At 73.1% G+C, this 24,739-nt stretch carries 17 protein-coding genes and 1 pseudogene; all 18 read left to right on the plus strand.

Annotated elements, in window-relative coordinates; all coding sequences use genetic code 11:
- Positions 1–5 precede the first annotated feature (5 nt).
- The 18 genes and pseudogenes from OG715_RS27345 to OG715_RS27430 all read left to right on the plus strand — a co-directional run bounded on the left by OG715_RS27345 (position 6) and on the right by OG715_RS27430 (position 24,616).
- Positions 6–563, plus strand: a complete 558-nt coding sequence (locus OG715_RS27345; protein ID WP_266271578.1) for a Uma2 family endonuclease — start codon at positions 6–8, stop codon at positions 561–563.
- A 58-nt stretch (positions 564–621) separates the two neighbouring features.
- Positions 622–1,146 (plus strand): LOG family protein, encoded by a 525-nt coding sequence (locus OG715_RS27350; RefSeq protein WP_266271579.1) that lies wholly within the window; start codon positions 622–624, stop codon positions 1,144–1,146.
- A gap of 13 nt (positions 1,147–1,159) precedes the next feature.
- Positions 1,160–1,849 carry an SDR family oxidoreductase gene (locus OG715_RS27355; protein ID WP_266271580.1) on the plus strand — a complete coding sequence of 230 codons (690 nt, stop codon included), beginning with the start codon at positions 1,160–1,162 and terminating at the stop codon, positions 1,847–1,849.
- 116 nt (positions 1,850–1,965) lie between these two features.
- Positions 1,966–2,994, plus strand: a complete 1,029-nt coding sequence (locus tag OG715_RS27360; protein WP_266271581.1) for a methionine synthase — start codon at positions 1,966–1,968, stop codon at positions 2,992–2,994.
- A gap of 24 nt (positions 2,995–3,018) precedes the next feature.
- Positions 3,019–5,523, plus strand: coding sequence for an NAD-dependent DNA ligase LigA (gene ligA, locus OG715_RS27365; RefSeq protein WP_407661134.1), 2,505 nt, complete (start codon positions 3,019–3,021; stop codon positions 5,521–5,523).
- Between the two features lie 374 nt (positions 5,524–5,897).
- Positions 5,898–7,553 (plus strand): annotated as a pseudogene (locus tag OG715_RS27370) (putative bifunctional diguanylate cyclase/phosphodiesterase); the annotation flags it as partial.
- Positions 7,554–7,740: 187 nt separating this feature from the next.
- Complete coding sequence (gene gatC, locus OG715_RS27375) at positions 7,741–8,037, plus strand: Asp-tRNA(Asn)/Glu-tRNA(Gln) amidotransferase subunit GatC (protein WP_073926050.1); 297 nt, start codon at positions 7,741–7,743, stop codon at positions 8,035–8,037.
- A gap of 3 nt (positions 8,038–8,040) precedes the next feature.
- Positions 8,041–9,534, plus strand: coding sequence for an Asp-tRNA(Asn)/Glu-tRNA(Gln) amidotransferase subunit GatA (gatA, locus tag OG715_RS27380; protein WP_030392704.1), 1,494 nt, complete (start codon positions 8,041–8,043; stop codon positions 9,532–9,534).
- Complete coding sequence (locus OG715_RS27385) at positions 9,531–9,791, plus strand: hypothetical protein (protein ID WP_375977877.1); 261 nt, start codon at positions 9,531–9,533, stop codon at positions 9,789–9,791. The genes gatA and OG715_RS27385 overlap by 4 nt, the downstream gene beginning before the upstream one ends.
- Positions 9,792–9,874: 83 nt before the next feature.
- Positions 9,875–11,383, plus strand: a complete 1,509-nt coding sequence (gatB, locus tag OG715_RS27390; protein ID WP_266271583.1) for an Asp-tRNA(Asn)/Glu-tRNA(Gln) amidotransferase subunit GatB — start codon at positions 9,875–9,877, stop codon at positions 11,381–11,383.
- Between the two features lie 223 nt (positions 11,384–11,606).
- Positions 11,607–11,768, plus strand: coding sequence for a hypothetical protein (locus OG715_RS27395; RefSeq protein ID WP_266271584.1), 162 nt, complete (start codon positions 11,607–11,609; stop codon positions 11,766–11,768).
- 131 nt (positions 11,769–11,899) lie between these two features.
- Positions 11,900–14,935 (plus strand): helix-turn-helix transcriptional regulator, encoded by a 3,036-nt coding sequence (locus OG715_RS27400; RefSeq protein WP_323182170.1) that lies wholly within the window; start codon positions 11,900–11,902, stop codon positions 14,933–14,935.
- Between the two features lie 612 nt (positions 14,936–15,547).
- Positions 15,548–18,457, plus strand: a complete 2,910-nt coding sequence (locus tag OG715_RS27405; protein WP_266271851.1) for a putative bifunctional diguanylate cyclase/phosphodiesterase — start codon at positions 15,548–15,550, stop codon at positions 18,455–18,457.
- A gap of 310 nt (positions 18,458–18,767) precedes the next feature.
- Positions 18,768–20,621 (plus strand): acetolactate synthase large subunit, encoded by a 1,854-nt coding sequence (locus OG715_RS27410; RefSeq protein WP_266271585.1) that lies wholly within the window; start codon positions 18,768–18,770, stop codon positions 20,619–20,621.
- A 35-nt stretch (positions 20,622–20,656) separates the two neighbouring features.
- A complete protein-coding gene (gene ilvN, locus OG715_RS27415) occupies positions 20,657–21,181 on the plus strand; it encodes an acetolactate synthase small subunit (RefSeq protein WP_030392698.1) in 525 nt (174 codons plus the stop codon).
- A 130-nt stretch (positions 21,182–21,311) separates the two neighbouring features.
- Positions 21,312–22,310: a ketol-acid reductoisomerase gene (gene ilvC, locus OG715_RS27420; RefSeq protein ID WP_266271586.1), complete on the plus strand. Its 999-nt coding sequence runs from the start codon at positions 21,312–21,314 to the stop codon at positions 22,308–22,310.
- A gap of 255 nt (positions 22,311–22,565) precedes the next feature.
- The gene (gene serA / locus OG715_RS27425) at positions 22,566–24,149 is read left to right on the plus strand and encodes a phosphoglycerate dehydrogenase (protein WP_030392696.1); all 1,584 of its coding nucleotides are present in this window, start codon (positions 22,566–22,568) and stop codon (positions 24,147–24,149) included.
- A gap of 305 nt (positions 24,150–24,454) precedes the next feature.
- Positions 24,455–24,616, plus strand: coding sequence for a hypothetical protein (locus OG715_RS27430; RefSeq protein WP_266271587.1), 162 nt, complete (start codon positions 24,455–24,457; stop codon positions 24,614–24,616).
- Positions 24,617–24,739: the final 123 nt, after the last annotated feature.

Below are 24,739 nucleotides of genomic sequence, written 5' to 3' on the forward strand. Positions count from 1 at the left end.
GTGGCGTGAGCTTCTACGAACGGCACCGCGAGTTCGTCGAGGAGCTGGAGCGGATCGCTCCGGAAGGCGTCCGGATCGAGTGGTTCGGGGACGTGCTGGTCATGCAGGCGTCGCCGCCGGACATTCATCGGCTCGACGTCGAGTTGCTGCGCGGGCAGTTCGAGCGGCACGCTCCGGACGGGTACGTTTCCGGTGAACGGGCCAGGATCGTCAGCCCTGACGTCTCCAAGGGGCGCGAGCCTGACCTCACCTACCTGCCGGTGGAGGTGCTCTCCGAGCCGGGCAACCGGGCCCCCGCCGCCGAGGCGCTGATCGCGGTGGAGATCGTGTCGCCGTCCAACCCGGGCAACGACTGGATGGACAAGCTGCACGACTACGCCGTGATGCGGATCCCGCTCTACCTGATCGTGGACCCGCGCGAGCGGACGGTGACGCTGTTCTCCGAGCCCGACCACGACCGGTACCACACCCGTACTGACCGGAAGTTCGGCGACGGGATCGGAATTCCGGAGCCGTTCGGCTTCACGCTGGACCTGGCGGTGCTCGTCCCCTACCGGGACTGAGGCGGGCGAACAAACCTGGTGAGCGGGGGTGCGGGGGCGTGATAGACCGGGAGGCACTATGAATATCTGCGTCTTCTGCTCCGCGTACTCGCTCGACGACCGCTACTCCGTGCCCGCCGCCGAATTCGCCCGGCTGCTCGGGGAGGGCGGGCACACCCTGGTGTGGGGCGGGTCGAACGCCGGGCTGATGGGGCTGATCGCCGACGGCGTGAAGGAGGCCGGGGGCAGGCTGGTCGGGATCTCCGTCGAGTTCCTGAAGCACAAGGCGTACGACGGGGCCGACGAGCTGGTCACCACCGCCGACCTCGCCGAGCGCAAGGCGAAGCTGCTGGCGCGTGCGGACGCGTTGGTGGTCCTGGTCGGCGGTCTCGGCACCCTGGACGAGGTGACCGAGGTGCTGGAGCTGAAGAAGCACGCGCTGCACGACAAGCCCGTGGTCGTGCTCGACACCGAGGGCTTCTACGCGGGCCTGCGCACCCAGCTGGAGCGGATGGACGCCGAGGGCTTCCTGCCCCGCCCGCTGGGCGAGCTGATCACCTTCGCCGACACCCCGGCCCAGGTCTTCGAGCAGCTCAAGGGCTGAGAGGATCACGGTCATGGCCTCTCATCTGATCACTGGCGCCGGCTCCGGCATCGGCGCGGTTCTCGCCGCCCGTCTCGCCGAGCGCGGGGACGAACTCTGGCTGCTGGCCCGCGACGCCCGCCGCGCCGCCGAGCTGCGCGAACGCTTCCCCGGCGCGCAGACCCTGGTCGGCGACCTCGCCGACCCGGCGAAGCTCTCCTGGGCCCTCGGGCACCAGGCGCCGCCGGTCGAGCTGGACTCGCTGCTGCACGTGGCGGGCATGGTCGAGCTGGCCCCGGTCGGCGAACTGCCGGTCAAGGCCTGGCAGGCGACTCTGAACGTCAACCTGGTCGGCCCCGCCGAGCTGACCCGGCTGCTGCTGCCGTCGGTGCGGCTGGCCAAGGGCCACGTGGTGTTCGTCAACTCCGGTGCCGGGCTGCGGGCGAGTGCCGACTGGTCGGCGTACGCGGCGAGCAAGCACGGGCTGCGGGCCCTCGCCGACTCGCTGCGGCTGGAGGAGCACGGCAACGGCGTGCGGGTCACCTCGGTGTACCCGGGCCGCACCGCCACCGCGATGCAGGTCAAGGTGCACCAGCAGGAGGGCCGGGTGTACGACGCCGGCCAGTGGATCGAGCCGGAGTCGGTGGCGAGGGCGATCCTGGCGGCGCTGGACGCCTCCCGGGACGCGGAGATCACCGACATCACCGTCCGCCCCGGGCGGTAGCGCCCGGGACCGGTCCCCCGGACGACCCGGTCTCCCGGACCACCCGACGGCCCCGTCACCGAGCCCCGCGCCCGGTGCCGGGGCCGTCGGCGTTCCCGACCCCATAGGCTTCGGCCGTGAGCAACCCACTGTCCTTCCCCGACCTGGTCGGCGCCGCCACCGGCGTCGGATCGCTGCCCGGCACCGACGCCCGGGAGGCCGCCAGGACCTCCACCGGGGCGCTGGAGCACCTGCCGTTCCTCCCCGAACTCCCCGCCCGGGGGCCGGGTGCCGACATGATCGGCCGGTCCGCCGGCCTGCTGGTGGAGCTGTTCGCGCAGACCGAGCCGAGCGGCTGGCGCTTCGCCGACCGTCCGGGCCGGGACACCAGGCGGGCCCACTCCTGGCTGGGCGAGGACCTCGACGCGATGGAGGAGTTCACCCAGGGGTACACCGGCGCGCTGAAGGTGCAGGCGGTCGGGCCGTGGACGCTGGCCGCCTCGATCGAGCTCAAGTACGGCGAGAAGGCGCTGGCCGACCCCGGCGCCTGCCGGGACATCGCCGGTTCGCTCACCGAGGGCCTGCGCCGCCACCTCGCCGAGGTCCGCCGCCGGGTGCCCGGGGCGGAGCTGGTGCTCCAGCTCGACGAGCCCTCGCTGCCCGCCGTGCTGTCCGCCGAGGTGCGGACGGCGAGCGGGTTCCAGCGGCTGCGCTCCGTCGACCGGCAGCGCGCCGAGGAGGCGCTGCGGGACGTGATCGGTGCCCTGGACGTGCCCGTGGTGGTGCACTGCTGCGCCCCCGGGGTGCCGCTGCCGCTGCTGCGCCGGGCCGGAGTCGCGGGTGTCTCGCTGGACTTCTCGCTGCTGACCGAGCGTGAGGACGAGGAGTTCGGCGAGGCGGTCGACGCCGGCACCGTGATCCTCGCGGGCGTCGTCCCCTCCACCGAGCGGGCGCTTGCTCAATCAACGGCGCTGTCGGACCCGGCCGGTAGTGTCCAGGGTGTCAGGGCGTTGTGGCGCAGGCTCGGGTTCTCCCCGGAGCTGCTGGGCCGCCGCGTGCTGGTGACGCCGACCTGCGGGCTGGCCGGGGCCTCCCCGGACTATGCGCGCCGGGCGTTGTCACTCAGTGTGAACGCGGCCCGGAGCCTGGTGGACAACCCGGAATGAGAGATTGACGGAGGGCTTGCGGTGGTGGCTGTCGAGGGCTGGGAGGACGTTCCGGCGGAGGTGCGCAAGCGGCACGCCGAACTGGCCGCCGAGATCACGGACCACCGGGCCCGGTACTACGAGCAGGACGCGCCGGTCGTCAGCGACGCCGAGTTCGACGCGCTGATGCGCGAGCTGGAGGGGCTGGAGGCGGAGCACCCCGCCCTGGTCACCCCGGAGTCGCCCTCGCAGCGGGTCGGCGGCGCGCCGACCCTGCTGTTCGCCCCGGTCGAGCACCGCGAGCGGCTGCTCAGCCTGGACAACGCGATGGACGACGAGGAGCTCGCCGCCTGGGCCGAGCGGGTCGCCGGCGAGCTGGCCGGGATCGACTACCACTACCTGTGCGAGCTCAAGGTGGACGGCCTGGCCGTCAACCTCACCTACGAGAACGGCCGGTTGACGCAGGCGGCGACCCGGGGCGACGGCCGGGTCGGCGAGGACATCACCGCCAACGTCCGCACCATCGAGGAGATCCCGCACCGGCTCACCGGCGAGGACGTGCCCGAGCTGGTCGAGATCCGCGGCGAGGTCTACTTCCCGACCGAAGCCTTCGAGGCGCTCAACGCCTCCTTCGCGGAGGAGAACGAGCGCCGCCGGCTGGAGAACGAGGAGCGCGCCAAGGAGGGCAAGCGGCCCCGGGCGATGATCCGGCTGTTCATGAACCCGAGGAACGCCGCGGCCGGCTCGCTGCGCCAGAAGGACCCGCTGGTCACCGCCTCCCGCCCGCTGCGGATGGTGGTGCACGGCATCGGCGCCCGGGTCGGCTTCGACATCGACAACCAGTCGCACGCCTACGAGCTGCTGCGCGGGTGGGGCCTGCCCACCGCCCGGCACAACCGGGTGGTCGGCACGCTGGCGGAGGTGCGGGAGTTCATTGCGCACTTCGGCGAGCAGCGGCACTCGGTCGAGCACGAGATCGACGGCGTGGTCGTCAAGGTGGACGAGATCGCCCTCCAGGGCCGGCTCGGCTCCACCTCGAAGTCCCCGCGCTGGGCGATCGCCTGGAAGTACCCGCCGGAGGAGGTCACCGGGAAGCTCGCCGCGATCAAGGTCGGGATCGGCCGCACCGGCCGGGCCACCCCGTACGCGGTGCTGGCCGAGCCGGTGAAGGTGGCCGGTTCGATGGTGCAGTACGCGACCCTGCACAACCAGGACGTGGTCAAGGCCAAGGACGTCCTGCTCGGCGACACCGTGGTGCTGCGCAAGGCCGGTGACGTCATCCCGGAGATCCTCGGCCCGGTCTACGACCTGCGGGACGGCGGCGAGCAGGCGTTCGTGATGCCCTCGCACTGCCCCGAGTGCGGCACCGGGCTGCGGCCGATGGCGGAGGGGGACATCGACCTGCGCTGCCCCAACGCCCAGTACTGCCCGGCCCAGATCCGGGAGCGGATCGCCTTCCTCGGCGGGCGCTCGGCGCTGGACATCGAGGGCCTCGGCTACGTCGCCGCCACCGCGCTGACCCAGCCCCTGGAGCCGGTCGAGGCGCCGGTGGGGAACGAGGGCGACATCTTCGGCCTGACGGTCGAGCGGCTGCTGCCGATCAAGGTGCTGGTGCGCGACCAGAAGACCGGTATGCCGAAGCTGGACGACGAGACCGGCGAGGAGAAGGAGGTGTTCTTCTTCGCCACCACCGCCGGTGCGCCGAAGAAGAACACCGGGCTGATGCTGGAGAACATCGAGAAGGCCAAGGACCGCCCGCTCTGGCGCTTCCTCAACGGCCTCTCGATCCGGCACGTCGGCCCGGTCGCCGCCCAGGACCTGGCCCGGGAGTTCCGCGACCTGGACGCGATCTTCGCGGCGAGCGAGGAGCGGCTGGCCGCCACCGAGGGGGTCGGCGCGGGCACCGCGCGCTCGATCGTCGAGTGGTACCAGGTCGACTGGCACCGGGAGATCGTGGAGAAGTGGCGCGCCGCCGGGGTCCGCTTCACCGAGGAGGCCACCGAGGAGGAGGGCGAGCGCCCCCTGGAGGGGCAGACCGTCGTCGTCACCGGCACGCTGGCCGGGCACACCCGGGACGGCGCCAAGGAGGCGCTGACCTCGCGGGGTGCGAAGGTGACCGGTTCGGTGTCGAAGAAGACCCACTTCGTGGTCGCGGGCGACAACCCCGGGTCCAAGTACGACAAGGCCGTTCAGCTGGGGCTGCCGGTCCTCGACGACGCGGGCTTCACGATCCTGCTGGAGCAGGGCCCGGCCGCCGCCAGGGTCCACCTCGGGCTGCCGGCGGAGCCGCCGGAGGAGCCGGTGAAGAAGGCACCGGCCCGGAAGAAGGCCGCCGCCAAGAACGCCGCCGAGGCCGCCGAGGCCGCCGGGGACGCGGGGGAGGCCACCGAGAACGCCGCCGAGAACGCCGCCGGGGACGCTGCGGAGGACGCCGCCGGGGGCGCCGGGAGCGCCGCCGCGGCGAAGGATCCCGAGGTGGGGGCACCGGCCGCCGCCGAGACCGCCACCGAGGCCGCCGCCGAGCCCGTCGAGGAGGGCGCCGAGGGCTGACCCCGCGCGCGGAAGCCCCGAATCCGGCTTGTTATCGTCCTGATGCAACGTCATCGGGTGCCGCACAGTGATAGCGGGCATCGTGACACTGTGCGGCACCCAGCGCGGTGGCGTATGTCCGGTTGTCCGAAAGTCTGCCCGTCGGGTGAAGCCGCGCATACCCTGGAGCGCAACAGAGTGTCAGCAGGGGTGGGGGTACCGGCCGAGCCGGACTCCGCGGGGCCGCTCCATGCCTGGCAGGCTGCCGGCACCGGTACGGTGCCTCACCGCTAGGCGGCCTGACGGGGCGGGCCCGACGGAGGACTGGGCTTATGGATCGTACGACCGGCGGTGCGCCCACACGCCCGCCGCAGGGGGTGGCGGGAGCGGTCCTGCTGCTCGGCGTGCTGCTGGCCGGCGCCGCGCCGCTCATCCCGCTGGCCGTGCTGGTCTACCGCTACGAGGCGGAGCTGCTGCCACTGTTCGCGGTGCCGCTGGCCGTCCTGGTCGCGGCCTGGCGGATCGCCCGCGACCGGGCGCGCGACCAGCTCACCGATCCGCTGACGGATCTGCCCAACCGCCAGGCGTTACTCCTCGCCGCCCAGGAGTCGATCGCGGAGCACACCGAGGGCTACAGCGTCGGTCTGATCCTGCTCGACCTCGATCGCTTCCGGTCGCTCAACGACACCCTCGGCCATACCGCCGGCGACCGTCTGCTCGTCCACATCGCCCGCCGGCTGCACCGGGCGCTGCGCTCCGGCGGGGCCGCCGGCAGCGCCACCCGCGAGTCCATCGACGACGTCTTCGCCGGCCTTCCCCGGCACTACCGGGGCCGCCCGATGGTGGCCCGGATGGGCGGCGACGAGTTCGCCGTCCTGCTGCCCGGCATCGGCTGCCCGGACTCGCTGGAGAAGGTGGCCAAGGCGCTGATCGCCGAACTCGCCGCCCCGATCCGCCTGGACGGACTGCTGCTGGTGCTGGAGGCCAGCGCGGGCGTCTGCGTCTTCCCCCAGCACGCCCAGGACGCCGAGTCGCTGCTGCGCCGCGCCGACGTGGCGATGGGGCACGCGCAGCGCGGCCGCACCTCGGTCGAGCAGTACGACGAGACCCAGGACGCCGACACCCCGTACCGGATCGGACTGCTGGGCGATCTGCGGCGGGCCCTGGAGACCGGCGAGGTCCAGCTGCACTACCAGCCCAAGGTGGCCTTCGACGGCCGGGTGGTCGGTCTGGAGGCGCTGCTGCGCTGGGAGCGTCCCGGCCAGGGCCGGGTGTCCCCGGACGAGTTCGTGGGCCTCGCCGAGTCCAGCGGGCTGATGCCCCGGCTGACCGACTACGTGCTGGAGGCCGCCGTCGGCCAGCTCGCCAGCTGGCGCGAGCAGGGCCTCCAGGTGCAGGTCGCGGTGAACGTCTCGCCCCGCGACGTGCTCAACCCCGGCTTCGCCCAGCGGGTCGCCGGCCACCTCGTCCGCCACCAGGTGCCGGCCCACGCGCTCCAGCTGGAGATCACCGAGCGGCTGCTGCTGGACGACTCCCGCCGGGCCGCCGACACCCTGGCGGAGCTGCGCGGCTACGGGGTCGGGATGTCCCTGGACGACTTCGGGACCGGCCACTCCTCGCTGGTGCGGCTGCGCAGCCTGCCGGTCGGCGAGCTGAAGATCGACCGCTCCTTCGTCTCCCGGATGGCCACCGACGACCACGACGCGGCGGTGGTCCGCTGCTCGGTCGAGCTGGCCCACTCGCTCGGCCTGACCGTGGTCGCCGAGGGCGTCGAGGACGACGAGACCTGGGAGCGGCTGCACGGCATGGGCGTGGACGCGGTGCAGGGCTGGCTGGTGTCGGCGGCGCTGCCGGCCGAGCAGGCCACCGCCTGGCTGCGGGTGCACCGCACCGGCGCCCCGCCGGTGGAGCGGCTCGGCTCCGCCGCCGCCGACCGGCTGCCGCCCGCGATCCAGCCCGTCCTGCCGCCGGTGATCCAGGCGGCGCAGGCGGCGAAGCTGGAGATCCAGGCGCCCAAGCAGCAGAGTTGGGCGCCGACCCGCCCGCAGTGAGGGTGCCGCGCGGCGGGGGTGACCCGGTCCCACCGCCGGTCGTCGGCCGGTGGCCGTCCCGTGCCCCCTAGGATGGGGACCACAGACCACGAGGACGGGAGCGCCGGACAGGCGGCTCCCGGCCCGGGCCCGGCGCCGCCGGAAGGCGGATCCGGGCCTCACCAGAACTCACCCTGAGGATCGCTGCATGCCTGGCATCACGCGCGAGGAGGTCGCCCACCTCGCTCGGCTGTCGCGTCTTGAGTTGCAGGCCGAAGAGTTGGACCACTTCGCCGAGCAGCTGGACGTGATCATCGGCGCGGTCGCCCGCGTTTCCGAGGTCGCCGGACAGGACGTCCCGCCCACCTCCCACCCGCTGCCGCTGACCAACGTCATGCGCGCGGACGAGGTCCGGCCGTCGCTCACCCCGGACGAGGCGCTGGCCGGGGCCCCGGCCGCCGAGGAGCAGCGTTTCCGTGTGCCCCAGATCCTCGGGGAGGACTGACCCATGACCGAGCTCATCCGTTACACCGCGGCCGAGACCGCCGCCGCCGTCGCCAAGGGCGAGGTGTCCGCCGTCGAGGTGGCCCAGGCGCACCTGGACCGCATCGGGGCCGTCGACAAGAAGGTCAACGCCTTCCTGCACGTCGACACCGAGGGCGCGCTGAGCGCCGCCCGGGCCGTCGACGAGAAGCGCGCCAAGGGCGAGGAGCTGGGCCCGCTGGCCGGCGTCCCGCTGGCGCTGAAGGACGTCTTCACCACCAAGGGCGTGCCGACCACCTGCGGTTCGAAGATCCTCGAAGGCTGGATCCCGCCGTACGACGCCACCCTGACCACGCGTCTCAAGGACGCCGGCGTGGTCATCCTCGGCAAGACCAACATGGACGAGTTCGCGATGGGCTCCTCCACCGAGAACTCCGCCTACGGCCCGACCGGCAACCCGTGGGACCTCTCCCGGATCCCCGGCGGCTCCGGCGGCGGTTCGGCCGCCGCGCTGGCCGCCTTCGAGGCGCCGCTGGCGATCGGCACCGACACCGGCGGCTCGATCCGCCAGCCCGGCGCCGTCACCGGCACCGTCGGCGTGAAGCCGACCTACGGCTCGGTGTCGCGCTACGGCCTGGTGGCGTTCTCCAGCAGCCTGGACCAGGGCGGCCCGTGCGCCCGCACCGTGCTGGACGCGGCGCTGCTGCACGAGGCGATCGCCGGCCACGACCCGCTGGACTCCACCTCGATCGATGCCCCGGTCCCGGCCGTGGTCGAGGCCGCGAAGCTGCGCGACGTGCGCGGCATGCGGATCGGCGTGGTGAAGGAGTTCTCCGGCGAGGGCTACCAGGCCGGCGTGATGCAGCGCTTCGACGAGTCGGTCGAGCTGCTGCGCGAGCTGGGCGCCGAGGTCGTCGAGGTCTCCTGCCCGTCCTTCACCCTGGCGCTGCCGGCGTACTACCTGATCGCCCCGAGCGAGGCCTCGTCCAACCTGGCCCGCTTCGACGCGATGCGCTACGGCCTGCGGGTCGGCGACGACGGCTCCCGCTCGGCCGAGGAGGTCACCGCGCTGACCCGCGAGGCCGGCTTCGGCCCCGAGGTGAAGCGCCGCATCATCCTGGGCACCTACGCGCTGTCCTCGGGCTACTACGACGCCTACTACGGCTCGGCCCAGAAGGTGCGGACGCTGATCTCCCGCGACTTCGACGCCGCCTTCGCGGGCGTGGACGTGCTGGTCTCGCCGACCACGCCGACCACCGCCTTCCCGATCGGCGAGCGCGCCGACGACCCGATGGCGATGTATCTGGCCGACCTGTGCACGATTCCGTCCAACCTTGCGGGCAACGCGGCCATGTCGCTGCCGGTGGGCCTGGCCCCGGAGGACAATCTCCCGGTCGGCCTGCAGATCATCGCACCCGCGATGGCGGACGACCGCCTGTACCGCGTGGGCGGCGCCGTCGAGGCCGCACTCAACGACAAGTGGGGGCACACCCTGCTGGAGGAGGCACCGGCACTGTGAGCAAGATCGAGAACGCCAAGGCCCAATCGGCATCGCTGAAGGGGTGGAAGCACTCCAAGCCCGGGCTCTGGCTGTCCATCGGCACCAGCGCCTTCGGCGCGATCTCCATCGTCAAGGACGTGCGCAAGGCCCGCGGCGAGAGCGACACGCTCAAGCTGGTCAACGCCCTGGTCGGCGCCGCCGCCCTGGTCACCGGCACCGCCCTGCTGGTCCGTGAGCTGCGCCGCCTCGGCGACGACGACGTCCTGCTGGGCTGACCCGGCCCGTGAGGCCCCGGCCCGCACTCCCGTGTGCGGGCCGGGCCCGCACCACCGAAGACTTTTTTAGTGAAGGGGACGCTGTGAGCGTCAAGAACCTGGTCTCCTACGAGGACGCGCTCGCGTCGTTCGACCCGGTGATGGGCCTGGAGGTCCACGTCGAGCTGGGCACCAAGACCAAGATGTTCTGCGGTTGCTCGACCGAGCTGGGCGCCGAGCCGAACAGCCAGGTCTGCCCGACCTGCCTGGGCCTGCCGGGCTCGCTGCCGGTCGTCAACGCGATCGGCGTGGAGTCGGCCGTCAAGATCGGCCTGGCGCTGAACTGCGAGATCGCCGAGTGGTGCCGGTTCGCGCGGAAGAACTACTTCTACCCGGACATGCCGAAGAACTTCCAGACCTCGCAGTACGACGAGCCGATCGCCTTCAACGGCTACCTCGACGTGCAGCTGGAGGACGGCTCGACCTTCCGGGTGGAGATCGAGCGCGCCCACATGGAGGAGGACACCGGCAAGTCCAGCCACGTCGGCGGCGCCACCGGCCGGATCCACGGCGCGACCCACTCGCTGCTGGACTACAACCGGGCCGGCATCCCGCTGATCGAGATCGTCACCAAGCCGATCGAGGGGGCCGGCGAGCGCGCCCCCGAGGTCGCCCGCGCGTACGTCGCCGAGCTGCGCGAGGTCATCCGCTCGCTGGGCGTCTCCGAGGCCCGGATGGACAAGGGCCAGATGCGCTGCGACGTCAACCTGTCGCTGCGCCCGATCGGCACCGAGACCTTCGGCACCCGCTCGGAGACCAAGAACGTCAACTCGCTGCGCAGCGTGGAGCGGGCCGCCCGCTTCGAGGTCCAGCGGCACGCCACGGTGCTGACCGACGGCGGCACGATCGTCCAGGAGACCCGGCACTTCCACGAGGAGGACGGCAGCACCACGGCCGGCCGGATCAAGGACAACGCCGAGGACTACCGGTACTTCCCGGAGCCGGACCTGGTGCCGATCGCGCCGGCCCGCGCCTGGGTGGAGGAGCTGCGCGCCGGGCTGCCCGAGCTGCCCCGGGTGCGCCGGGCCCGGCTGCAGGCCGAGTGGGGCCTGACGGACAAGGACATGCAGTCGGTGCTGAACGCCGGCGCCGTCGAGCCGATCCAGGAGACCATCGCCGCCGGTGCCCCGGCCGACCAGGCCCGCAAGTGGTGGATGGGCGAGCTGGCCCGCCGGGCCAACGAGACCGGCACCGAGCTGGCCGAGCAGCCGATCACCCCGGCGCAGGTCGCCCGGGTCGCCGCGCTGGTCGCCGAGGGCAAGCTGAACGACAAGCTGGCCCGCCAGGTCATCGAGGCCGTGCTGGCCGGCGAGGGCGAGCCGGACGCGGTCGTCGAGCAGCGCGGCCTGGCCGTGGTCTCGGACGACTCCGCGCTCGGTGCCGCCGTGGACCAGGCCATCGCCGAGAACGAGGCGATCGCCGCCAAGATCCGCGACGGCAAGGTCGCCGCGGTGGGCGCGCTGGTCGGCGCGGTCATGAAGACCACCCGGGGCCAGGCCGACGCGGCCCGGGTCAAGGATCTGATCCTTGAGAAGCTGGGCGTTTCTGTCTGAGTTTCCAAGGCGCCTAAGGCGTTCTTAGGGCTACTTAGTGGCCTAAGGCCCGGTCTTACCCTTCGTCAGGGGTAGGGCCGGGCCTTTGCCGTGCCCGGGATCCCCGGCCTAAGGCGGTCGGGGCCCGGAACATCCGGCAGGCTGCCGATGCGGCCCACCCCCCTGGGAGAGGAATCTTTACCTCAGAACGAGAGAGACACCGAAACCCACGAGGGGAAACACCGTGATCGAGTACGAGCTCATCAAGCAGCAGGAGCTGGAACTCCGGGCCCAGGCCCAGCACGAGCGCCTGGTCCGCGAGGCGAAGGGTGCCAAGCGCACCGGCTGGCGTCCGAACGTCGGCTTCCGCTTCCAGCGCCGCGCCGTCCGTCCGCGCGAATGCTGACGGACCGGCACCGAGGTGCCGAGCAGGGACCGGAGGGGGAGGCGACACGGGGGTGCGCCTCCCCTTCCGGGCGTCCGGAGGGCGGGATAACCCCTCGGAGCGCACCCGACCTCTATGGCATGCTCGCCTCCATGCAGCAGATATCGGTGAGTCCCGTCTTCGTCGGCCGCGATCCGGAACTCACCGTCCTGCTGGACGCCATGCGCAGGGCCGGGGACGGCCAGCCGCAGACCGTGCTGATCGGCGGCGAGGCCGGCGTCGGCAAGACCAGGCTGCTGGAGGAGTTCCTCCGCCAGGCCTGCCTCGACGGCGTGGTCACCACCGTCGGCGGCTGCCTGGAGATCGGCGCCGAGGGCCTGCCCTACGCGCCGCTGGCCACCGCGCTGCGCCGGCTGCACCGGGGCCTGGGCACCGAGCTGGAGGCGGCCGCGGCCGGGATGGAGGGGCATCTCGCCCGGCTGATGCCGGACTTCGGCGAGGCCGACGGCGAACCCAACGACGAGTACGGACGAGCCCGGCTGTTCGAGCACACCGCGAGGTTGTTCGAACGACTCGGCACGGACCGTACCCTCGTGCTCGCCGTCGAGGACCTCCACTGGTCCGACCGCTCCACCCGGGAGCTGCTGGCCTACCTGGTCCGCACCCTGCACCGGGCCCGGGTGCTGCTGGTTGCCACCTACCGCAGCGACGACCTGCACCGCCGCCACCCGCTGCGGCCGTTCCTGGCCGAGCTGGAGCGGCTGCGCACCGTGCAGCGGGCCGAGCTGGAGCGCTTCGGGCCCGGCGAGGTCGCCGCGCAGCTGGCCGGCATCCTCGGCACCGCCGCCCCGGACCGGGAGCTGGTCGACCGGATCCACCGCCGCTCCGAGGGCAACCCCTTCTTCGTCGAGGAGCTCGCCACCGCCTTCCGCGAGGGCTGCTCGGCCGGGCTCACCGACTCGCTCCGGGACATGCTGCTGGTCCGGGTCGAGGCGCTGGACGAGCAGACCCAGCGGGTGCTGCGGATCGCCGCCGAGGGCGGTTCCTACGTCGAGCACGCCCTGCTCGCCGCTGTCCTGGAGGACGAGGAGGAGCTGATCGCCTCGCTCCGGGTCGCGGTCGGCGCCAACATCCTGCGCCCGGACACCGACGGCGACGGCTACCGGTTCCGGCACGCGCTGGTCCGGGAGGCGGTCTCGGACGACCTGCTGCCGGGAGAGCGGCACCGGATCAACCGGCGCTTCGCCGCCGCACTGGAGGCCGATCCGCACCTGGTCGGCTCCGACGTGCGCCCCGCCCGGCTGGCCAACTACTGGTACCACGCCCACCACCCGGCCCGGGCCCTGCCGACGGCGCTGGAGGCCGCCAGGGCCGCCCGCCGCCGCAACGCCTTCGCCGAGCAGCTCCGGATGCTGGAACGGGCCCTGGAGCTCTGGGACGAGGTCCCGGAGGAGGTGCTGGCGGGCACCCTGCGCCCGCACGACTGGGCCGAGACCTACCCGCCCTGCTCCTGCGACGTGGACCGGCACGACGAGCGCTGCGACCGGCTCTGCCTGATCGACGTGCTGGCCGAGGCCGTGGTCGCGGCCCGCCGCAGCGGGGACCGCGAGCGCGGGCTGAGCCTGGCCAAGCGGGCACTCAAGCTGGTCGACGAGACCGAGCACCCGGCCCGCGCCGCCTGGTTCCGGATCAACCGGGCCCGGATGCTCGGCCACCTGCGCCGCTCCGGCGACGAGGAGGAGATCGCCTACGCGCACCGGCTGGTCGAGCACCTGCCGCCGTCCGCCGTCCAGGCCGAGGTGTTCGCCCTCGGCGCCGGCAGCGGGATGCTCTCCAACCCCCGGCCCGAGCTGGTCGAGCTCGCCGAGCGGGCGGTCCGGATCGCCCGCGAGGTCGGCGCCGACGCGGTCGAGCAGCACGCCCTGATGACGCTCGGCGGGCTGCGCAACGACCTCGACTCCGACCCGGAGGCGGCGGTCGCCCAGCTCACCGCGGCGGTGGAGGCCACCCGGCGGATCGGCGCCCCCGACATCCTGCTGCGCGGCATCAACAACCTGTCCTCGATGCAGCGCGGGCTCGGCCGGGCCGAGGAGGCGGCTGCGCTCGCCCGGGAGGGTCTGGAGTCGGCCCGGGGCAACGGCCTCCAGCGCAACATCGGCACCATCCTGACCGGCAACCTCGCCGAGGCGCTGATGGACCTCGGGCGGATCGACGAGGCCGAGCAGGTGCTCGCCGAGTGCCAGCAGATCGGTGTCACCGGCACCCATGCGGAGTTCCTGGACCGGATGCGCGGCGAACTCGCCCTGCTCCGCGGCGACCTGCCCGCCGCCGCCGCGATGCTGGCGCAGGCCAGGGCGGCCAACCGGGTCGGCCAGCTCCAGCACTCCGTCCCGGTCGCGCGGCTGGCGCTGCGGGTCGCCGTCGGGGTCGGCCGCCCGCTGGAGGCCCGCGCCGAGCTGATCGCCGCCCTGGACGAGGACCTCCGCTGCGGCTACCTCGCCGACCTCTACCCGCTGCTGGTGGACGGCGCCGCCGCCGAGGCGGACAGCCGGGGCCTGCCCGAGGCCGACCGGGGCCGGGCCGAGGTGCTGGCCAGGATCGCCGCGACGGCGGCCGGGCTGACCCCGACCGTGCCGCTGCACCACGGCTGGGCGCGGCTGCTGGAGGCCGAACTGGCCCGCGCCGAGGGCGCGGACACCCCCGAGCAGTGGGCCACCGCGGTCGCGGCGCTGCGCCCGACCGGGCTGCCGTACCCGCTGGCGGTCGCGCTGCTGCGGGCCGGCGAGGCCGAGGTGCTGGCCGGACGCCGCGAGTCCGGCACCGAACTCCTGCGCGAGGCACGGGAACTGGCGTCCGCCCGGTCCGATGCCGCACTGCGGGCCGAGATCGACGGCCTGGCCGCGCGGGCCGGACTCCCGCTCGTCGCGGACCGCCGGGTGCCCGCTCCGGCACCGCCGGCCGGCGACTCCCTCGGCCTCACCCCCCGTGAGCGGGACGTGCTCCGATTGCTCGCCCGGGGGTGCACCAACCGGCAGATCGCCGAGGAACTGTACATCTCGCCGAAGACCGCGAGCGTGCACGTCTCCAACATCCTCGGCAAGCTCGCGGTGGCCGGACGCGGCGAGGCGGCCGCGCTGGCCCACCGGCTGCGGCTGTTCCCCGAGGACCTGGCCCCGGCCGCGCGCTGACGGCCCGTCCGGCGCTCCCGCCCGGTGCGCCCGTCCGATGCCCCGCCCGGCGTACCGCCGCGGTGGCCGGTGCCGGGCGGGCGCTGCCGTATGCTCCTGTGCGCGCTGCGTGAGCCCCCTTGTGCGCGCCCCCGTCAACCGGACCGATTCGGTGGAATCGGACGCAATTCCCCACCCCTGGACCATTACTCTAAGTTGAGTGTGCGTGTCATTGAGTGACCGAAGTGGTGTAGGGTCCCGAACGGGAACATCGGTGTGGCGGGACGGCCGGCAGGCCCCCCGCCCCCTGGGTCACCGCCCTGCCGGGGCGCCAGGGCACCGCGCACGGCCACCGGGCGCGCGGCCGGTGGTCCGTGACCGGGGCGCGAGGCCCCGGGCCGGAGGGGGAGAGGCCGAGTGAGCTCCACCGACGCGGTGCTGCCCGGAGCCGGACGGCCCCAGGCGCCGGACGCCGTCCTGCCCGAGGACGGTCCGCCGCGACCGGGCCCGCCCAGGCCGGGGCCGCCGAGGCCCGGCCCGCCCCCGCGCCCCCGCGCGGGCGGCCCGCCCCCGTACCGCCCGGCCGGCGGGGCGAGACCGGGGCCGCTCCGCCGGGCGCTCTGCAGCCGCAAGCTGCCGGGCGCCGTCCTCGGCGTGCTCTGCCTCGCCTACACCATCGGTGCCGCGCTCGGCTGGGGCTCGCACCAGGTGGCCGTCTTCATGGGCGACTTCGGGCTGGCGGCGGCCGCCCTCGCCGCCGCGCTCTCCTGTCTCGCCTACGGCTGTACGGTCGGCGGCCACGCCCGCCCGGCCTGGCTGCTCTTCGGCCTCTCCTCGCTCATGGTCGCCTTCGGCAACGGCACCTGGGGCTGGTACGAGCTGGTCGAGCGGACCCAGCTGCCGCCCAACTCGCTGGCCGAGTACGCCTTCCTGCTGTTCGCCCCGCTGGCCATCACCGGCGTCCTGGTCCTGGCCCAGCGCCCGCGCACCGCCGCCGGCTGGCTCTGCCTGCTGCTGGACGGCTGGCTGGTGGCCGGCTCGCTGTTCACCCTCAGCTGGAGCCTCGCCCTCGGCCGCACCGCCGCCGGCGAGAACGGCTCGCCGCTGCGGCTGGCCCTCAACCTGGCCTACCCGGTGCTGGACATCCTGCTCGTCTCGCTGGTCGTCGGGCTGCGCTTCGGCGGCCGGGACGGCAACCGGGCCGCCGTCCACACCGCCATGGTCGGCCTCGCCGTCACCGTGCTCTGCGACGCCCTGTTCACCTCGCCGGAACTGCGCAGCAGCTACCACTCCGGCGAACTGCTGGACGCCGGCTGGTTCGCCGGCAGCCTGCTGCTCGCCTGGGCCCCGTGGTCCCCGCGCTGGCGCCGCCCGCTGCGCGAGCACCCGGCGCTCGGCGGGCTGCCCCGCCGCCGGGTCGCCACCACCTTCAGCGCGCTCACCCCCTACGCGGCCGCCGCCGTCTGCACAGCCGGGATCCTCTACAACGCCCTCGGCGGGCGCTCGCTGGACCGGGTGGTGGCCTCGGCGGCCTGCACCGTCGGCCTGGCGCTGATCCTGCGCCAGGGCATCATGCTGCTCGACAACCTCTCGCTGGCCCAGGAACTCGCCCACAAGGAGGCGCACTTCCGCTCCCTGGTGCAGGGCTCCAGCGACGTCATCATGATCGCCGGTGCCAACGGCGTGCTCTCCTACGTCTCCCCGGCCGCGCTCGGCGTCTACGGGCGCGACCCGGAGGAGCTCGTCGGCGGCAACCTGCTGGACCTCATCCACCCCGAGGACGTCGACCGGGTGCTGCTGGAGGTCCGCCGCTTCCTGGCCCGGGGCCGGCTCGCCGCCCACCGCGACCCGGGCGCCGAGCCGCTGCCCGCGGCCCGGGTGGAGTGCCGGATCGGCTCCGGCGGCGGCGAGTGGCTGCACGTCGAGTCGACCGTCGACCGCTACCGCGACGGCCTGATCCTGAACAGCCGCGACGTCACCGAACGGGTCATGCTGCAGGCCCAGTTGCAGCACAACGCGTTCCACGACCCGCTCACCGACCTGCCCAACCGGGCGCTGTTCACCCAGCGGCTGCGGGCCGCCCTGGCCGCCCGCGGGCCGCAGGACGAGGCGGGCTCCGGGGTCGCCGTGCTCTTCCTCGACCTGGACGGCTTCAAGGCGGTCAACGACACCGCCGGCCACCAGGTCGGCGACGAGCTGCTGGTCCAGGCCGCCCGCCGGCTCCAGGGCGCCGTCCGCTGCGGGGACACCGTCGCCCGGTTCGGCGGCGACGAGTTCGCCGCCCTGGTCTGCGGCCCGCTCGGCCGGCTCCAGGTCCAGGAGCTCGCCGAACGGCTGCGCGCCGCGCTCTCCGAGCCCTACTGGATCGGCGGCAGCGAACTCAGCGTCGCCGCCAGCATCGGGATCGCCTTCGGCACCCCGGAACGCGGTCCGGCCGCCGACCCGCGCGCCGCCGCCGACGAGCTGATGCGCAACGCCGACCTCGCGATGTACCGCGCCAAGTCCGAGGGCAAGGGCCGGGTGATGCTCTACACCCCGGCCATGCGCGCCGACCTGGAGCGCCGCACCGAACTGGACGAACGGCTCCGCGCGGCCGTCCGCGAGGGCGGCTTCACCCTGCTCCACCAGCCCGTGGTGGACCTCACCACCGGCGCGGTCACCGCCGTCGAGGCGCAGGCCCGCTGGCGCTCCGCGCAGGGCCTGCTGCTCACCCCCGCCGAGTTCCTGCGCTCCACCGAGCCGGGCGACGCCGCCGCGCGGTTCTCCCGTTGGCTGGTCCGCGAGGCGGTGACCGCCGCCGCGCTGCGCCGGGGCGTGCCCGTCCGGGGCCGCGCCGTCCCGCCGCCGGTCCCGGTGTCGGTCCGGCTGTCGGCCGAGCGGCTGTGCGCGCCCGGCCTGTACGAGGCGGTGGTCGCGGCCCTGCGGGACAGCGGACTGCCCGGCGGCCAGCTGATCGTCGAGGTGGCCAGGACCGGCCCGGACGACCTGGCGGACGAGCTCGGCCGCCGGCTCGACGCGCTGCGCCGGCTCGGCGTCGGCACCGCGCTGGCCGGCTTCGGGGCCGGCCGGGGCTCGCTCGGGACGCTGGTCCGGCTCCCCTTCGACGGCCTCAAGCTGGACCGCTCGCTGGTCCAGGACCTGGGCGAGTCCGCCCTCGCCCGGACCCTCGCCGGGCACGCCCTGAGGCTCGGCCGGGACCTCGGGCTGGTCACCGCCGCCGAGGGCGTCGACCTGCCGCGCCAGGTGGCCGTGCTGCAGGAGCTGGGCTGCCGCCAGGTGCAGGGCTCGGCGTTCTCCGCGCCGCTGGACGAGCTCCGGCTCCGGCGCGAGCTGGCCCGCCGCGCGTACCCGGTGCCGAGGCCGCTCGGCCCGCTGCCCGCACGGCGCGCCTTCCTGGCCGCGGACACCCGGACGAGTGGCCGCGGCGAGGCCGCCGCGGGGCGTGTGGTACCCCTCCACAACGGCTCCGACCTGCCCGAACACCCGGCCGTGGCCGGTCCGGGAGCCGGTCCGCATGGCGAGACGGCCGTCCCACCTGCTTGACAGCCGACCCTTGGCGGGAGGAAGGTCGTTGCCATGCGCACCCGAATTCTCGTACTTGGCGGGCGCGTCGGCTGAGCGGGCCCCGACCCGTTCGTGACAGACCGACGCGCCACCCCTCGCATGCCCTTGGGCACGAGGGGTTTTTTGTTGCACCGACGCTGTTCCACCACCGCAAGACCCCTGGCCCCGAGGCCCCGCGAAAGGGACGATTGGGGCAGAGCCGGCGATCGGCCCGCAAGCGGGACCCCACCCTCGACCCCCCGGGGCCCGCAATCCACCGGGCCGGCCAGAACCGAGAAGAGACAGGCAGATGACCGAGCACGCCGCATCCCCCCGCCGCGGGGACACCCCGGCCGCCCACGCTCCCGCTCCTCAGCACGTCGTCGAGACCATGACCGGCGCCCAGTCGCTCATCCGCTCGCTGGAGGCCGTCGGTGCGGACACCGTCTTCGGCATCCCGGGCGGGGCCATCCTTCCCGCGTACGACCCGCTGATGGACTCGACCAAGGTGCGCCACATCCTGGTCCGCCACGAGCAGGGCGCCGGCCACGCCGCCACCGGCTACGCGCAGGCCACCGGCCGGGTCGGCGTCTGCATGGCGACCTCCGGCCCGGGCGCGACCAACCTGGTCACCCCGATCGCCGACGCGTACATGGACTCGGTGCCGATCGTCGCGATCACCGGCCAGGTCACCTCCAAGGCGATCGGTACCGACGCCTTCCAGGAGGCGGACATCTGCGGCATCACGATGCCGATCACCAAGCACAACTACCTGGTCACCGACCCGGCCGAGATCCCCCGGGTGATCGCCGAGGCGTTCCACATCGCCGCCACCGGCCGCCCCGGCCCGGTCCTGGTCGACATCGCCAAGGACGCCCTGCAGGCCACCACCACCTTCCGCTGGCCGGTCGAGCCCTCGCTGCCCGGCTACCGCCCGGTGACCAAGCCGCACGCCAAGCAGATCCGCGAAGCGGCCAAGATGCTGGTCACCGCCAAGCGCCCGGTCCTGTACGTCGGCGGCGGCGTCATGAAGGCCGGTGCCACGGCCGAGCTGCGCATCCTGGCCGAGCTGACCGGCGCCCCGGTGGTCACCACCCTGATGGCGCTCGGCGCCTTCCCGGACAGCCACCCGCAGCACCTGGGCATGCCCGGCATGCACGGCTCCGTCCCGGCGGTCACCGCGCTCCAGAAGGCCGACCTGCTCTTCACCCTCGGCGCCCGCTTCGACGACCGGGTCACCGGCAAGCTGGACAGCTTCGCGCCGTACGCCAAGGTCGTCCACGCGGACATCGACCCGGCCGAGATCGGCAAGAACCGCCCGGCGGACGTGCCGATCGTCGGTGACGCCCGCGAGGTGCTGGCCGACCTGATCGTCGCCGTCCAGGCCGAGTTCGACGCCGGCCACAAGGGCGACTACGCCGACTGGTGGGAGCGGCTCGACGAGTGGAAGACCACCTACCCGGTCGGCTACGAGGCCGCGCCCGCCGGCCAGCTCTCCCCGCAGCAGGTGATCGAGCGGATCGGCCGGCTGGTCGGCCCGGAGGCCGTCTACGCCGCGGGCGTCGGCCAGCACCAGATGTGGAGCTCGCAGTTCATCCGGTTCGAGAAGCCGGGCACCTGGCTCAACTCCGGCGGCGCCGGGACCATGGGCTACGCGGTGCCGGCCGCGATGGGCGCCAAGGCCGGCCGCCCGGAGGCCGCGGTCTGGGCGATCGACGGCGACGGCTGCTTCCAGATGACCAACCAGGAGCTGGTCACCTGCGCCCTGAACGACATCCCGATCAAGGTCGCGGTCATCAACAACGGCTCGCTGGGCATGGTCCGGCAGTGGCAGACGCTGTTCTACAACCAGCGCTACTCCAACACCGTGCTGCACGCCGGCCCCGGCCACGACGGCATCGAGCCGCCGGCCCAGGGCACCCGGATCCCCGACTTCGTCCTGCTCGCCGAGGCGATGGGCTGCGTCGGTCTGCGCTGCGAGCGCCCCGAGGACCTCGACGCGGTGATCAAGCAGGCGATGGAGATCAACGACCGCCCGGTGGTCATCGACTTCATCGTCCACCAGGACGCCATGGTCTGGCCGATGGTCGCGGCCGGCACCAGCAACGACGAGATCCAGTTCGCCCGCGGCGTCCGTCCCGACTTCGGCGACGACCTCGACTGAGCCCCTTCCGGAACGACCAAGGGAACCCACGACCCATGTCCAAGCACACCCTCTCCGTCCTGGTCGAGAACAAGCCCGGCGTGCTCGCCCGGATCGCCGCGCTGTTCTCCCGTCGGGGCTTCAACATCGACTCCCTCGCCGTCGGCCCGACCGAGCACCCGGACATCTCCCGGATGACCATCGTGGTCAACGTCGAGGACCTCCCGTTGGAGCAGGTCACCAAGCAGCTCAACAAGCTCGTCAACGTGATAAAGATCGTCGAGCTCGACCAGTCCGCTGCGATCCAGCGGGAACTGGTCCTCGTGAAGGTCCGCGCCGACAACGACACCCGGTCGCAGATCGTCGAGATCGTCCAGCTGTTCCGCGCCAAGACGGTCGACGTGTCCCCGGACGCGGTGACCATCGAGGCCACCGGCAGCTCGGACAAGCTGGAGGCCATGCTCCGGATGCTGGAGCCCTACGGCATCAAGGAGTTGGTCCAGTCCGGTCTGGTCGCCATCGGACGCGGCGCCCGTTCGATCACGGACCGCTCGCTGCGCGCCCTCGACCGCAGCGCCTAGGACCGGCTCCGCCCCTCCGGGACGCGCCGCCGTCTCAAACCTTGAAGCACCGCCCCACCCCGACGCCGGATCCGCATACGGTAGGAATTACCGCAGACCCGGCAAACCACTCGCAAGGAGATGTGCCCCCGTGGCCGAGCTGTTCTACGAAGACGACGCCGACCTGTCCATCATCCAGGGCCGCAAGGTCGCGGTCATCGGCTACGGCAGCCAGGGCCACGCCCACGCGCTGTCCCTGCGCGACTCGGGCGCGGACGTCCGGGTCGGCCTGAAGCCGGAGTCCAAGTCCCGGGCCAAGGCCGAGGAGGCCGGCCTGCGCGTGGTCACCCCCGCCGAGGCCGCGGCCGAGGCCGACGTCATCATGATCCTGGTCCCGGACCCGATCCAGGCGGACGTCTACGAGGCGGACATCGCCCCGCACCTGAAGGCCGGCGACGCCCTGTTCTTCGGCCACGGCCTGAACATCCGCTTCGGCTTCATCAAGCCCCCGGCCGACGTCGACGTCTGCATGGTCGCCCCGAAGGGCCCGGGCCACCTGGTCCGCCGCCAGTACGAGGAGGGCCGCGGCGTCCCCGCGATCGTCGCCGTCGAGCAGGACGCCTCCGGCAAGGCCTTCGACCTGGCGCTGTCCTACGCCAAGGGCCTGGGCGCCACCAAGGCCGGCGTCATCAAGACCACCTTCACCGAGGAGACCGAGACCGACCTGTTCGGTGAGCAGGCCGTCCTCTGCGGTGGCACCGCCGCCCTGGTGAAGGCCGGTTTCGAGACCCTGGTCGAGGCCGGCTACCAGCCGGAGATCGCCTACTTCGAGTGCCTGCACGAGCTGAAGCTCATCGTCGACCTGATGTACGAGGGCGGCCTGGAGAAGATGCGCTGGTCGGTCTCCGAGACCGCCGAGTGGGGCGACTACGTCACCGGCCCGCGGATCATCACCGCCGACACCAAGGCCGAGATGAAGAAGGTCCTCACCGAGATCCAGGACGGCACCTTCGCCAACACCTGGATCGCCGAGTACAAGGCCGGTCTGCCCAAGTACAACGAGTACAAGAAGGCCGACGAGGACCACCTGCTGGAGAGCACCGGCAAGAAGCTCCGCAAGCTGATGAGCTGGGTCAAGGAAGAGGCGTAAGCCCTCGGGGGAGCCCTCGCGGGTTTGTATCCCCCTTGTACAACAAGGCGGCTCCCGTCCGGGTGATTTTGCCGGACGGGAGCAGCCCGTTACCCAGCCCGTCGATACACTTCCGAGTGCGCGTCAGGCCCACAGCGTCGTGCGTCTAGCTACGCGGCATGCCACCTTCCCCCCGCCCGGCAAGGCCACCCTCGTGCCCGGATCCGGGGAGAACCGGACAGTTAAGGACACACTGTCGTGAGCGCTGCTACAACTGTGAAATCTGGCGTGGTACTGATCGCCGAAGAGCTGTCGCCCGCCACCGTCGACGCCCTCGGCCCGGACTTCGAGATCCGGCACTGCAACGGTGCGGACCGCACCGAGCTGCTGACCGCCATCGCCGACGTGGACGCGATCCTGGTCCGCTCCGCCACCAAGGTCGACGCCGAGGCGCTGGCCGCGGCCCGCAAGCTCAAGGTGGTCGCCCGCGCCGGCGTCGGCCTCGACAACGTGGACGTCTCCGCCGCCACCAAGGCCGGCGTCATGGTCGTGAACGCGCCGACCTCCAACATCGTCACCGCCGCCGAGCTCGCCTGCGGCCTGCTGATCTCCGTCGCCCGCAACATCGCGCCGGCCAACGCCGCGCTCAAGGGCGGCGAGTGGAAGCGCAACAAGTACACCGGTGTCGAGCTCAGCGAGAAGGTCCTCGGCGTCGTCGGCCTCGGCCGGATCGGCGTGCTGGTCGCCCAGCGGATGTCCGCGTTCGGCATGAAGATCGTCGCGTACGACCCCTACATCCAGGCCGCCCGCGCCGCGCAGATGGGCGTCAAGCTGGTCTCGCTGGAGGAGCTGCTGGAGGTCTCGGACTTCATCACCGTCCACCTCCCGAAGACCCCGGAGACCATCGGCCTGATCGGCGACGAGGCGCTGCACAAGGTCAAGCCGACCGTCCGGATCGTCAACGCCGCCCGCGGCGGCATCGTCGACGAGGCGGCGCTGCTCAGCGCCCTGCGCGACGGCCGGGTGGCCGGCGCCGGCCTGGACGTGTACGCCAAGGAGCCGTGCACCGACTCGCCGCTGTTCGCCCTCGACAACGTGGTGGCCACCCCGCACCTGGGCGCCTCCACCGACGAGGCCCAGGAGAAGGCCGGCATCGCCGTCGCCAGGTCGGTCCGCCTGGCGCTGGCCGGCGAGCTGGTGCCGGACGCGGTCAACGTCCAGGGCGGCGTGATCGCCGAGGACGTCCGGCCGGGTCTGCCGCTGGCCGAGAAGCTCGGCCGGATCTTCACCGCGCTGGCCGGCGAGGTGGCCGTCCGACTCGACGTCGAGGTGCGCGGCGAGATCACCCAGCACGACGTCAAGGTGCTCGAACTGTCCGCCCTCAAGGGCGTGTTCGAGGACGTCGTGGCGGAGACGGTGTCCTACGTCAACGCCCCGCTGTTCGCCCAGGAGCGCGGTGTCGAGGTGCGGCTCACCACCTCCAGCGAGAGCCCCGAGCACCGCAACGTCATCACTGTGCGCGGCACCCTGGCGGACGGCGAGGAGATCGCCATCTCCGGCACGCTGGCCGGCCCCAAGCAGGTCCAGAAGATCGTCGGCGTGGACGCCTTCGACGTGGACGTCGCGCTCACCGACCACATGGCCTTCTTCAAGTACGAGGACCGCCCCGGCGTGGTCGGCGTCCTCGGCCGCCACCTCGGTGACGCCGGCATCAACATCGCCGGCATGCAGGTCGCCCGCGACGGCAGCGGCGCGCTCGCCTCGCTCACCGTGGACAGCGAGATCCCGCAGGAGGTGCTGTCGGCGATCGCGGCCGAGATCGGCGCCCGCTTCGCCCGCTCGGTCGACCTCGGCGCCTGAGCCCCGCACCACCCCTCACCAGGGCCCGGACCGCCGTTCGCACGGCGGTCCGGGCCCTGGTGCGTTCCCCCGGGTGACGGCCGTCTCAGATAGTAGGAAATCCAAGTATTCGTGCAGACACCGCCGTGCGCGGGTCGTACCGTGGAGTCAGCCGCACGGTGTGCCGCCCCTGTAGCCAGGGCGTCCGGCCCGTGCGCGCGTCCGCACCCGATGGGCGGGAGACCCCTGCCCGGTGTACCTACCCCCCTCCTCCCCACCCCGCCGCGTCCGTTCCCACGGCGCGTATCGAACCAAGGAGCCCCGGTATGCCCCCGACTGCCGACCGCCACGCCGCTTCCGCCCCCGCCGCCCCGCAGACCCGCGCCCCCCGGCGCCGCCGGGCCGTCGAGCAGAACCCCTTCGCCGCCGCCGCGCTCCAGCGGGCGCTGGACCGCCGCGACAACGGCGGCGCGACCGGCCACCACTGACCGGCCGCGCCTCCTGTCGGCGGCCTTCGGTCGGCGGCTTCTGACCGGCCGCCTCCGACCCTCCCGGGCCCGTTCGGCGTTCATCCGCCGAATGGGCCGGACGGGCTGACGGAAGGTCACCCC

The sequence above is a fragment of the Kitasatospora purpeofusca genome, from assembly GCF_036010405.1.
Lineage (GTDB): Bacteria > Actinomycetota > Actinomycetes > Streptomycetales > Streptomycetaceae > Kitasatospora > Kitasatospora purpeofusca.

Excerpts from the sequence above, each read along its gene's own strand:
- OG715_RS27400 (WP_323182170.1), top strand. The coding sequence starts at position 11,900 with ATGCAGCAGATATCGGTGAGTCCCGTCTTCGTCGGCCGCGATCCGGAA.
- OG715_RS27430 (WP_266271587.1), top strand. The coding sequence starts at position 24,455 with ATGCCCCCGACTGCCGACCGCCACGCCGCTTCCGCCCCCGCCGCCCCG.
- gatC (WP_073926050.1), top strand. The coding sequence starts at position 7,741 with ATGCCTGGCATCACGCGCGAGGAGGTCGCCCACCTCGCTCGGCTGTCG.
- ilvN (WP_030392698.1), top strand. The coding sequence starts at position 20,657 with ATGTCCAAGCACACCCTCTCCGTCCTGGTCGAGAACAAGCCCGGCGTG.
- OG715_RS27355 (WP_266271580.1), top strand. The coding sequence starts at position 1,160 with ATGGCCTCTCATCTGATCACTGGCGCCGGCTCCGGCATCGGCGCGGTT.
- gatA (WP_030392704.1), top strand. The coding sequence starts at position 8,041 with ATGACCGAGCTCATCCGTTACACCGCGGCCGAGACCGCCGCCGCCGTC.
- OG715_RS27410 (WP_266271585.1), top strand. The coding sequence starts at position 18,768 with ATGACCGAGCACGCCGCATCCCCCCGCCGCGGGGACACCCCGGCCGCC.
- OG715_RS27350 (WP_266271579.1), top strand. The coding sequence starts at position 622 with ATGAATATCTGCGTCTTCTGCTCCGCGTACTCGCTCGACGACCGCTAC.